9 protein-coding genes are annotated in these 10,950 nt (G+C 60.3%); 8 read left to right on the top strand and 1 reads right to left on the bottom strand.

Going from position 1 to position 10,950, the window contains the following annotated elements:
- Positions 1-58 precede the first annotated feature (58 nt).
- Positions 59-1,282, bottom strand: a complete 1,224-nt coding sequence (locus ROSMUCSMR3_RS08590) for an MFS transporter (RefSeq protein ID WP_081507058.1) — start codon at positions 1,280-1,282, stop codon at positions 59-61.
- Positions 1,283-1,854: 572 nt separating this feature from the next.
- Between ROSMUCSMR3_RS08590 and ROSMUCSMR3_RS08585 the strand changes: the two genes are divergently transcribed.
- The 8 genes from ROSMUCSMR3_RS08585 to ROSMUCSMR3_RS08550 all read left to right on the top strand — a co-directional run bounded on the left by ROSMUCSMR3_RS08585 (position 1,855) and on the right by ROSMUCSMR3_RS08550 (position 10,948).
- Complete coding sequence (locus ROSMUCSMR3_RS08585) at positions 1,855-2,874, top strand: C4-dicarboxylate TRAP transporter substrate-binding protein (protein ID WP_008281443.1); 1,020 nt, start codon at positions 1,855-1,857, stop codon at positions 2,872-2,874.
- A gap of 74 nt (positions 2,875-2,948) precedes the next feature.
- Entirely contained in the window at positions 2,949-3,581 is a 633-nt protein-coding gene (locus tag ROSMUCSMR3_RS08580) for a TRAP transporter small permease subunit (RefSeq protein WP_008281444.1), read from the top strand.
- Between the two features lie 12 nt (positions 3,582-3,593).
- A complete protein-coding gene (locus ROSMUCSMR3_RS08575) occupies positions 3,594-4,994 on the top strand; it encodes a TRAP transporter large permease (RefSeq protein WP_008281445.1) in 1,401 nt (466 codons plus the stop codon).
- Positions 4,995-5,085: 91 nt separating this feature from the next.
- Positions 5,086-5,949 carry an OmpA/MotB family protein gene (locus ROSMUCSMR3_RS08570; RefSeq protein ID WP_008281446.1) on the top strand — a complete coding sequence of 288 codons (864 nt, stop codon included), beginning with the start codon at positions 5,086-5,088 and terminating at the stop codon, positions 5,947-5,949.
- A gap of 87 nt (positions 5,950-6,036) precedes the next feature.
- On the top strand, positions 6,037-7,338 hold the full coding sequence (locus ROSMUCSMR3_RS08565; RefSeq protein ID WP_008281447.1) for a flagellar hook protein FlgE: 1,302 nt from the start codon (positions 6,037-6,039) through the stop codon (positions 7,336-7,338).
- A gap of 33 nt (positions 7,339-7,371) precedes the next feature.
- On the top strand, positions 7,372-8,820 hold the full coding sequence (gene flgK, locus ROSMUCSMR3_RS08560) for a flagellar hook-associated protein FlgK (protein ID WP_081507057.1): 1,449 nt from the start codon (positions 7,372-7,374) through the stop codon (positions 8,818-8,820).
- 2 nt (positions 8,821-8,822) lie between these two features.
- Positions 8,823-9,833, top strand: a complete 1,011-nt coding sequence (locus tag ROSMUCSMR3_RS08555; protein ID WP_237183565.1) for a flagellin — start codon at positions 8,823-8,825, stop codon at positions 9,831-9,833.
- Between the two features lie 29 nt (positions 9,834-9,862).
- Positions 9,863-10,948 (top strand): flagellar basal body P-ring protein FlgI, encoded by a 1,086-nt coding sequence (locus ROSMUCSMR3_RS08550; RefSeq protein WP_232279211.1) that lies wholly within the window; start codon positions 9,863-9,865, stop codon positions 10,946-10,948.
- Positions 10,949-10,950 lie beyond the last annotated feature (2 nt).

The raw sequence follows: 10,950 nt of genomic DNA, 5'->3' as shown, positions 1-10,950 counted from the left end.
TAGCGGATTATTTGCGCGCGATAAAGATAGTATGCGACGGTATACAAAATAAAATGACTCAAACCATTTCCGCTGTGCGTGCCCGCAACCGTTGCATCAGGATAAAGCCGGTCAGCACCGCGCCCAACACCCCTAAATGCGCGGGCATCGGGGTGCCTGCGAAATGCTGCCCGATGGGCACGGCAATTGCCACGCTGCCGACAGTCGCCACAGCCCCTGTCACACTCGCCGCCATGCCCGCAATCGCGCCCATCGGGGCCATTGCGAGCGCGTTGAGATTGCCCAGCGTCAGCCCGGCCTGAAAGAAAACGCTGGTCTGCCAGATCAGAAAGACCGCGAATTGCGCATGAGGCGGAAGGCCGATTTGCCAGAGCGCAATCGCCACGATGGACAGCCCGATTTGTGACGCCAGTGCCGCGCTCACCATCCGTTCCACCCCAAGGCGCATGACAAGGCGGGAGTTGAGGAAGCTGCCACAACCCGCAATCAGCGCCATGAGGAAAAACCAGTAGGGGAAACTCTCTGCGCGGTGAAACGTCACGTCGAACACTGGCTGCACCATGCTCAGAGAGGTGAAAAGCGTGGCCATGCAGAGCATTTGCACGACAATGGCCACCCGCGTCACCGGATGCGCCAACACCTCGCGCAGTGCGGCCCAGAGAGGGGCCGCGCGAAATGGGCGGCGCGCCTGCGGCGCAAGCGGTTCCGGCAGTCGCAGCGCCATCCAGAGCGACAGGATCAGGGCAAAGAGCACAAAGGCTGCGAACACCCCGCGCCACCCTGCCAAGACAATCACACCCGCGCCCAAGAGTGGGGCCATTGCAGGCGTCAGAGCAAACACCATCATCACAAAGGACATGAGCCGCGCCATATCGCGCCCGGCATAAAGATCGCGGATAATGGCGATGGACACGATGCGAAACGCCGCCGCGCCCACGCCCTGAACCGCGCGGGCGGCCAGCAGGGTCTCAAGGCTTGGGGCAAGCATCGCAAGACCCGCCCCCGCCGCATAAATCGCCGCACCGATCAGGATCACCCGCTTGCGTCCGAAGCTGTCCGAAAGTGGGCCAGAGACGAAGGTGCCCAAACCCAGACCCAGCAAAAATGCTGTAATGATCAGTTGCGCCCGGTTGGGCGCCTCTGGCGTCAGCGCCTCGGCGATATGCGGCAAGCCGGGCAGCATCGCGTCGATTGAGAATGCCACCGTCGCAGCCATCATCGCCATCATGGCAATGAACTCTGGCCGGGAGAGGGCAGGTTTGGCAGGCGCACTGTCAGGCATGCGGAAACTTTCGTCGTGCGATCGGACCGCGTTTAGCACGCCATCTTTGGGCTGACCAGACAGGGCTTTGCGAATAGTTGACAAAAATAGTATGTGAAATCCCTTGGGTTCGATAACAGCAACCGGATAGCGATGCTTTCCCCTTGCAGCTTACTCACCCTAGTTGGTCTCATTGGAGCGGTGGCGACCAAGGCCGATGCCCCCGCGAGGGATCGCGCGCATGTTTTCATAGGCATGACGGATGAAGTGAAGCCTTTGATAGCGGCCAAATCCAATGGTCTTGGCAACGGGGTGCTGCTGCTCCGAGGCGCGGGCTTTTTAAGGTCGAGGACCGGCGCGCCCCACGCTTGGCTCAGTCGTCTTTCAGCCCCGCGCTCCGGTATTGATGGCGCAGGATGCGGCCAACCCTTTGGCTTGGGCCAAGGTCAGCTAAGGCTGGACAAACCAGCCCGCCTGGTGTGTTGTAAGGCAATCCACTGGGTTGCCGTCGATATTCATTGTTTACAAAGAACAATGTTGACCCATTTCCGAATGGCAACCCCAATCAAACAAACGACACAGGGAGAAAAACCATGAAGAAATACCTTAGCTACACCGCTGTGGCCGCCCTCAGCCTTGCCTTTGCAGGCGAGGCTATGGCGACCGAATGGAACGTGTCTGTCTGGGGCAAACGCCGTGCCTTTACCGAACACGTCGAAAAGATCGCGGAGTTGGTGAGCGCAAAGACAAATGGCGAGTTCACCATGAACATCAGCTATGGCGGTCTTTCGAACGAGAAAGAGAACCTTGATGGCATCTCAATCGGTGCGTTCGAAATGGCGCAGTTCTGTGCCGGATATCATGCCGACAAGAACCCATCGCTGACAGTCATGGAATTGCCGTTCCTTGGCGTCGAGACTTTGGAACAGGAAACCGCCCTTGCGCAGGCCCTTTACGCTCATCCGGCGGTGCAGGCTGATCTGGCGCGATGGAATGCGACGCTTTTGATGCCCACGCCGATGCCTCAGTATAATTTTGTCGGTGCAGGTGACGTGCCTGACAGCCCCGAGGATTTCAAAGGTATGAGCGTGCGCGCGCTTGGCGGGATCGGTACTGCCATGCAGGCGATCGGCGCTGTGCCCACCTCGATGTCTGCGACGGAAGTGCGGCAATCAATGGATAGCGGCGTGGTCAAGGCCGTAAGCTTTGCGCCACATGCCCATATGTCCTTTGGGACCATCGAGAGCGCGACATGGTGGACAGCCAATCTCAATCCCGGCACTGTGAACTGTCCCGTCGTGGCCAATACCGATGCCCTCAACGCGCTGAGCGATGCAGAGCGCGAGGCCCTGCTTGGGTCGGTTGATGAGGCGCTGGCGCATTACATTGACTATTACGAGAACGAGACGATGAAGGCTTGGGGGCCTGCACTCGAAGAGCGCGGGATCACATCGGTCAGCTTTGATCAGGCCTCGCTCGATGCGTTCAAAGAGGCGGCCGCTGGCCCTGCCGCGCAGAGCTGGATCGAAGAGAATTCCGCGCGTGGCCTTCCCGCTCAGGAACTCTATGAATTCGTTACAAGCAAACTGACCGAAATCAAGGGCGGCTCCTGAGCCGATGAGATCGGCCCGCCGTGCAGAGCGCGCGGCGGGTCGTTTATCATCCTAAAACGACAGGGGGAAAACCCATGGCGGGTTCCGCATCCGTGCTGTCTGATAACAGCCTATTGAGCCAACTTGACCGGCGCCTTTATCGGTTGGAACGCGTGTTGGCCTTGCTGAGCGGTCTGGCGGTGTTCAGCATCATGATCCTTGCGGTGATCTCGGTCAGTGGCCGGAATTTTTTCAATCAACCTGTCCCCGGTTATGTCGACTGGATCGAGCAAATGATGCCGCTGATCGCGTTTATGGGCGTGGCCTACACGCAGCGCGATGGCGGGCATATCCGCATGGATATTGTTGTAAGCCTGCTCAAGGGCCGGGCGCTCTGGTTGGTTGAACTCATCACCACGCTGGCGGTCTTGGTCCTGATGCTGCTGTTGGTTTGGGGAAGCTGGGCACATTTTCAACGCAGCTTCGACTTTGCTGCACCGATGTGGAGCCGCGACAGCACGATTGATATCGGCCTGCCGATCTGGCCTGCCAAGATACTGGCGCCCATCGCCTTTGCCGTGCTGTCCCTGCGTCTGACGCTGCAACTCTGGGCCTATGGACGGGCCTTTCTTTCGGGGTCAGAGCAGCCAGTGGCGGTGCCTTTGATAGAAGATGTGGCCACGCAGGCCGCGCGCGAAGCCGCGCAATTGACCGGCCATGACACGTAAGGAACGCATCTGATGGAGCCCATCGAGATTGGAATTGTCGTCACTGGACTGATGTTGGTTGTTGTGGTTCTGGGCATGCGGGTGGCTTTTGCCGCGGCTCTGGCCGGTGTCATCGGCCTGATCTGGATTTTCTGGTCCAAAAAGGGCTATGCGGGCGACGAATTCCTCTGGGCTGTGACCGTCGCAGTCAAGACCGCAGGGCAGGTGCCGCATTCCAAGGTCAGCTCGCAGGCGCTGAGCCTTATTCCCACCTTCATCTTGATCGGCTATCTCGCCTATTACGCGGGCCTCACACAGGCTCTTTTCGAGGCGGCTAAACGCTGGATTGCCTGGGTGCCGGGGGGCCTTGCGGTGTCGACCGTCTTTGCCACCGCAGGCTTTGCCGCCGTGTCGGGGGCCAGTGTGGCGACAGCGGCGGTTTTTGCCCGTATTGCCATCCCCGAGATGCTCAAGATCGGCTATGATAAACGCTTTGCTGCGGGTGTTGTGGCGGCTAGTGGCACCTTGGCCAGCCTTATTCCGCCCTCGGCCCTTTTGGTGATCTACGCCATCATCGTCGAGCAGGACGTAGGCAAGCTCTTGTTGGCGGGGTTCGTGCCGGGGATGTTCTCGGCGATTGTCTATGTCCTTTTGATCATCGGTCTGGCCCTGACGATCAAGGGATTTGGCCCGCCGGTCACGGGATTTACATGGCGTCAGCGGCTTGTCTCTTTGCCGCCCGCGCTGCCCATCGTGTTTGTGGTCGTCACAATCGTGTTCTTTGTCTACAATCCGTTTGGCGGCGATGCTTGGGGCACACCCACCGAAGGCGGGGCCATCGGGGCGTTTCTGGTGTTTCTGGTCGCGCTCTATCGCGGCATGCGGTGGCGCGAGTTGAAAGATGCCCTGCTCGAGACTGCCAAGCTCAGTGTGATGATCTTCACGATTATTTGGGGCGTGCTGATCTATGTGCGGTTCCTCGGCTTTGCCGATCTTCCGCATGCCTTTGCCAATTGGATCACCTCTCTGACCATGTCACCAATGCTGATCCTGATCTGCATCCTGCTGGCCTATGCGGTGCTGGGCATGTTCATGGATGCAATCGGGATGCTGCTGCTGACCCTGCCGGTGGTCTATCCGGCGGTCATGGCGCTGAATGGCGGTGTCGCGGTCAGCGCGGCCGACAGTACCTTTGGCATGTCGGGGCCAATGTGCGCGATCTGGTTCGGGATTCTTGTGGTCAAGATGGCCGAGTTTTGTTTGATAACGCCACCGATCGGGCTCAACTGCTTTGTTGTGGCGGGGGTGCGGGACGATATCAGCGTGCAGGATGTGTTCAAGGGCGTTGCCCCGTTCTTTGTGGCAGATGCTGTGACCATCGCACTTTTGGTGGCCTTTCCTGCGATTGTCTTGTGGTTGCCAGGGCAGGTATGACGACGCGAAATCGCTAAAACTTGAGGTGTTAACAGCCCAGTAAGCTCTGTTGTGCTAATCCTTAACGTGGGTGAGTACAAAGGTGGTGAGAATGGGCGCGCAGAGCAATGCGAAGCCAGTCATCATCAAACGGAAAAAGGTTGTGGGCGGTGGCGGGCATCATGGGGGCGCCTGGAAGGTTGCCTATGCTGACTTTGTCACGGCTATGATGGCCTTTTTCCTGCTGATGTGGCTGCTGAACGCGACGACCGAACAACAACGCAAAGGGATCTCGGACTATTTTAGCCCGACGGTCCCGATCAGTCGAACCTCTGGCGGTGGCGACGGTGCCTTTGGGGGCGAGAGCGTCTTTTCCCAGGAGACTCTGTTGCAGAGTGGCTCTGGAGCCTCTCAACCTCTGGCGACCTCCAGCCAACAGGTGCGGGGCGAGATGGGGCTGGTTGAAGGCGGCAATCTCTCGGCTGATCAAGAGGCTGACGCACAGGCGTTTTCCACCATCGAGGCGATGCTGACAGGGCGGAGCGGCGAGAGCATGGTGTCGGACGACCTTCTGCGACATATCGTGACCCGTGTCACCGATGAGGGTTTGGTAATCGAGATTTTCGAGCTGCCCGGTGCCTTGCTCTTTGAACCGGACCAAACAAGCCCGACGCGCCTGCTCCAAGACCTCTCGATGCTCTTGGCCTCTGCTGCCAATCTGGTGATCAACGATGCAGCCCTTGCGGGTCACACGCGCGCGCGACCCATTACTCTGGTACGAAACCCGGTCTGGGACCTGTCAACGGCCCGTGTTGATCAGTTTCGCCAAAGGCTTGAGGATGCAGGGCTTGCGGCCAAACGGATACGTCGAATCGCGGGCCATGCGGATCGTTCTCCGGCTGTGAGCGATCCGATGGACCTGCGCAACAACAGGCTCGAGTTGATCCTGCTGCGATCCGAGAGCGGCCAGAACTAGGGATAATTTTATCTATTAGCGGACTGTTAAAGTTACGCGCGTATGCCTGTGTCCCAAGGTTGGTCGACGCAGCAGAAGGGCGTATCCATGACAATTTCCTCCTCACTCAATGCCAGCGTTGCGGGGCTGAACGCGAATGCCACGCGGCTTGCCACCATATCGGATAACATCGCGAATTCGTCGACCTTTGGCTATCGTCGGGTCGAGGCGGATTTCGAATCCGTTGTGATCGCGGGTCGCGGCGGCAGCTATGCTGCGGGTGGGGTGCGTGCGGGCACGCAGCGCCTGATTGATCAGGGCGGTGCGATTGTCAGCTCTTCGAACCCGACCGATCTCGCGGTGCGCGACCGTGGGTTCCTGCCGGTGGCGCGTGTCACCGATCTGGTAGTTGGCAATGGCGACCCTCGGATGCTGTTGACCACGACCGGATCTTTTCGCGCCGACCCTCAGGGGCGGCTTGTAACGGAATCGGGTCTTGTTCTGCTTGGGTGGCCTGCCAATCCTGATGGCACGATCCCCGAATTTTCCCGCGATACCAGCACCGGGCTGGAACCTGTTCAGATCAACGTCAACCAGCTGACCGGTGAGCCGACCACTGCCATCAATCTGGGTGTGAACCTGCCAGCCACAGATACGCGCTTTGACAGCTTGGGCGATCCCCGGCAGCTCTCGATCGAGTATTTCGACAATCTCGGTACGTCCGAGACAATCTCGATTCAGTTCACGCCCACCATTCCAGCCACGGGCCTCTCGAATGAATGGACCGTCACCCTCACCGACTCTGCGCAAGGCAATGCGCTGATCGGCGAATATGTTTTAACCTTTGATGATGCGCGCGAGACGGGCGGCACGTTGTTGAATGTTCAGAGTGTGACAGGTGGCACCTATGATCCGACCAGCGGCGCCATCATTGTTGATGTCGCGGGGGGCCCGATCGAGATCAATATCGGGCGTCCGGGCACCTCTGCTGGCATGAGCCAGCTCTCGGATAGCTTTGCGCCGCATTCTATCGCCAAGGATGGCTCTCCAGTAGGCAACATGACCTCGGCCAATGTGGACGCGAACGGATTTGTACGCGCCACTTTTGATACCGGGGTCAGCCGGATTGTGTATCAGGTGCCGCTCGTGGACCTGCCAAATCCGAATGGCATGGTCTCGATGGATCAACAGACCTACTTGCCCTCGACCGATAGCGGCTCGTTTTTCCTGTGGGATGCGGGGGCTGGGCCGACGGGCGATATTGTGGCCTTTGCCCGTCAGGAATCCGCCACCGATGTTGCGGGCGAATTGACGGATATGATCCAGACTCAGCGCGCCTATTCTTCGAATGCCAAGGTCATCCAGACCGTCGACGAGATGTTGCAGGAAACAACCAATATCATCCGCTGATCGCTTCTTTGAGGCAGAAGGAAAGGAAAAGTCATGAGCCTTGGTTCCGCCCTGTCCAGCGCCCTGAGTGGGCTTGCCGCCAATACGCGCGCAGTGGATGTTATTTCGGGCAACCTCGCCAATGCACTGACCGAGGGGTTCGCGCCGCGCGAGGTCACGCTCGCGGCGACGCGGGACGGTCGGGGCGTGCAGGTCACGGGTATCGTGCGTCAGGTCGATCTGGGTCTTTTGTCAGACAGACGCTTGGCTGATAGCGCGCGCGCGGCCTCTGAGGTGCAGGCCGCGTTCGCCCGCGCGGTGGAAAGTTCGGTTGGCACGCCCGACGCTCCAAACTCCCTCACAGGGCGTTTGGCCACGCTTGAAGTGGCGCTCGAGACGGCGGCCACCCGACCCGAGGATACAAACCGGCTTGACGCGGTCCTGAGCGCGGCACAGGACCTGACTGCGGGGATCAACGATGCGGCGGCAGACATCGCGCGGCTGCGCACGGCGGCAGATCGCGACATCGCAACAACAGTGCAGGAACTGAATGCAGGTCTTCAAGAGGTGGCCGCGCTCAATGTTCAGATCACCACGGGGCAGTCGCGTGGGACTGACATCACAGCACTTGAGGACCAGCGCCAACGCACCATTGACACGCTGTCGCTGATCGTCCCGTTGCGCCAGGTGCCGCGTGGGGATGCCTCTGTTGCGCTTGTCACCACTGCCGGCGGGATGCTGCTGGATGGTCGAGCTGTCAAGCTGACCTTTGCTGCCACACCCCTGGTGACGCCGCAGATGACACACCAAGAAGGGCAACTCTCGGGCATCGCCATCGATGGGGCTGACGTGCCCATCGGTGCCGACCGGGGGCCTTTGCAAGGCGGTCGCCTTGGCGCCTTACTCGACATCCGGGATCGCGCAGCAGTTGAGGCCAATTCCAAGCTCGATGCGCTGGCGCGCGATCTGGTTGAGCGGTTTCAAGCCCCGGGTCTCGACGCAACCCGCGCACCCGGTGCACCGGGCCTTCTAACCGATGCAGGCGCTATTTTCGAGGCTGGAAACGCGCTTGGCCTTGCCGGACGGATCGCGGTTACCCGCCTTGTCGATCCCTCACAGGGGGGCGCACTCTTTCGCCTTCGGGATGGGCTTGGGGCAACGGGTGGCGGGCCGCCGGGGGCGGGGGCGCTGCTTGGGGCGTTGAGCCACGCCTTGACGCAGACCAGCGTCTTACCTTCTGGCCTCTTGGGGGGCGGGGCGCGTTCGGCTGCCAATCATGCCGCCACCCTGATCTCAAGCCTCTCCCAAGAGCGGGTCACAACCGAAGCGCGCCTGAGCTTTGCCACAGGTCAGGCCGCCGAGTTTCGAGCGCAGGAACTGGCCACGGGCGTAGACAGCGATGCAGAGCTGCAGCGCCTTTTGCTGGTCGAGCAGGCGTTCGGGGCTAATGCCCGTATGATCCAGACGATTGATGACCTGCTTGATACCCTGTTGAGGATATGACCATGAATTTTCAGAGCATTGGTGATCTTGCGCAGTCCTTTGCGCTGCGCCGGCAGGGCGTGGACCTGCGCCAGCAATTGGACCGTCTTGGGCTAGAATTGAGCAGTGGCCGGGCCGCAGACCTTGGGCGGCACCTGTCGGGAAACCTCCTGCCACTGGCCGACATCGAGCACGAACTGGTGCTCTTGGCGGGGCATCGCACGGCTGCCCGTGAGGCTGCGACCGATACCGAGGTCATGCAAGCCGCTTTGGCCCGCGTGCAGGGCGTCACCACAGATCTTGCGACACAGGGCATCATCCTGGGCACAGCGGGTACGACACGCCAAGTGTCGGACCTTGCCGCAACCGCAACTCAGGCCCTTGGCTCCTTGATCGGGTCTCTCAACACCGAGGTGGCAGGGCGCGCCCTCTTTTCTGGCGCGCAGACAGACACAAGCCCGCTGGCCGCAGCTGAAACCGTCCTCTCCGAGGTCCGCGATGCGCTTATTGGGGCGACGACTGCCGCAGAGGTAAAAAGCCGATTGGATGTCTTCTTTGATAGTCCGACCGGCGGGTTTCTGGCCTCGATCTATCAGGGCGGGGATAGCGAGGTTGCCCCCTATAGGCTTGGCTCGGGCGAGTCTGTGGCCCTTGATATCCGGGCGGATCATGCGGGGTTGCGCGCGGCGCTCAAGCAGGTCGCCTTGATCGCCGTAAGCGATGATGCGGGTCTGGCTCTGGCTTTAGGTGATCGGATCAGCCTTGCCTCTGGGGCCGGTGTTGCACTCTTGGCACATCAGGATGTGCTGACCGAAATGCGCGCAAGTCTCGGGCAGGCCGAGAACCGGATCGCGCAATCTGCCGTGCGTATCGCCGCTGAAATCACCAGTTTCGAGATCGCGCGCGGCGAACTGGTCTCTGTCGATGCGTTCGAGACGGCGGTCGAGTTGGAGCAGGTGCAATTCCAACTGGAATCCCTTTATACCGTAACGGCGCGGGCTTCGCGCCTCAGCCTCTTGAATTTCCTGTCATGACCCTCTGGTTGGGACTTGTCCGGGGGATCATGGCACTGGCGCTTGCGCTTGCGGGCGTTACGGCTGCGGCCAGTCCGATCCGGATCAAGGATCTGGTCGAGTTTGACGGGGTGCGCGGCAATGACCTTGTGGGCTATGGCCTTGTTGTGGGGCTGAATGGCACGGGTGACGGGTTGCGCAATGCGCCCTTCACCGAAGAGATCATGTCGAATATCCTCGAACGCCTCGGAATCAACGTCTCGGGCGAGCAATTTCGCCCCAAGAATGTTGCCGCCGTATTTGTCACGGCCGAGTTGCCGCCCTTTGCCCGCGCGGGCAGCCAGATCGACGTCACGATATCCGCCATCGGCGATGCCAAGAGCCTGTTGGGCGGCACCCTTGTAATGACCCCGCTCAATGCGGCGGATGGTCAGATTTATGCCGTGGCTCAGGGTACGATCATCGCTGGGGGCGTGGCGGCGCAAGGGGATGCGGGCGGGGTCGTGCAAGGGGTCCCGACGGCGGGTGTCATTCCCTCTGGTGCGCGGGTCGAGCGCGAGATCGACTTTGACTTTGCAGGCCTTGATACAATCCGGCTGGCCCTGCGAGAGCCGGATTTCACCACTGCCGGCCGGATAGAGACGGCGATCAATGGCCGTGTGGGCCGGGATGCCGCCATCATGCTGGACGCTGGCACCGTGCAATTGACGCTCTCGCGGATGCGTGCGGCCTCGCCCGCGCATGCCCTTGGCCAGATCGAGAATATTCTGGTCGAGCCCGAGCGCAAGGCCCGGGTTGTGGTCGATCAACGGTCAGGCACCATCGTGATGGGGCAGGATGTCCGTATATCGCGGGTCGCCGTTTCACAGGGTAACCTGACCCTACGCATTCAGGAAACGCCGCTTGTGGTGCAACCCAATCCCTTTGCCCAAGGCGAAACCGTTGTGGTGCCGCGCACACAGGCCGGGATCGAAGAAGAGCCCGGGATTGGATTGGCCGAGGTTTTACCGGGCACCTCACTCTCGGAGGTGATTGCCGGGTTGAATGCGTTGGGTGTGGCCCCGCGTGACATGATCGACATTCTCAAAAGCATCAAGGCGGCAGGCGCGCTGCATGCCGAGTTCGTCGTGCGATAGGA

Source organism: Roseovarius mucosus, assembly GCF_002080415.1.
Classification (GTDB): Bacteria; Pseudomonadota; Alphaproteobacteria; order Rhodobacterales; family Rhodobacteraceae; genus Roseovarius; species Roseovarius mucosus_A.
This window is presented reverse-complemented; position numbering and strand designations above follow the sequence as displayed.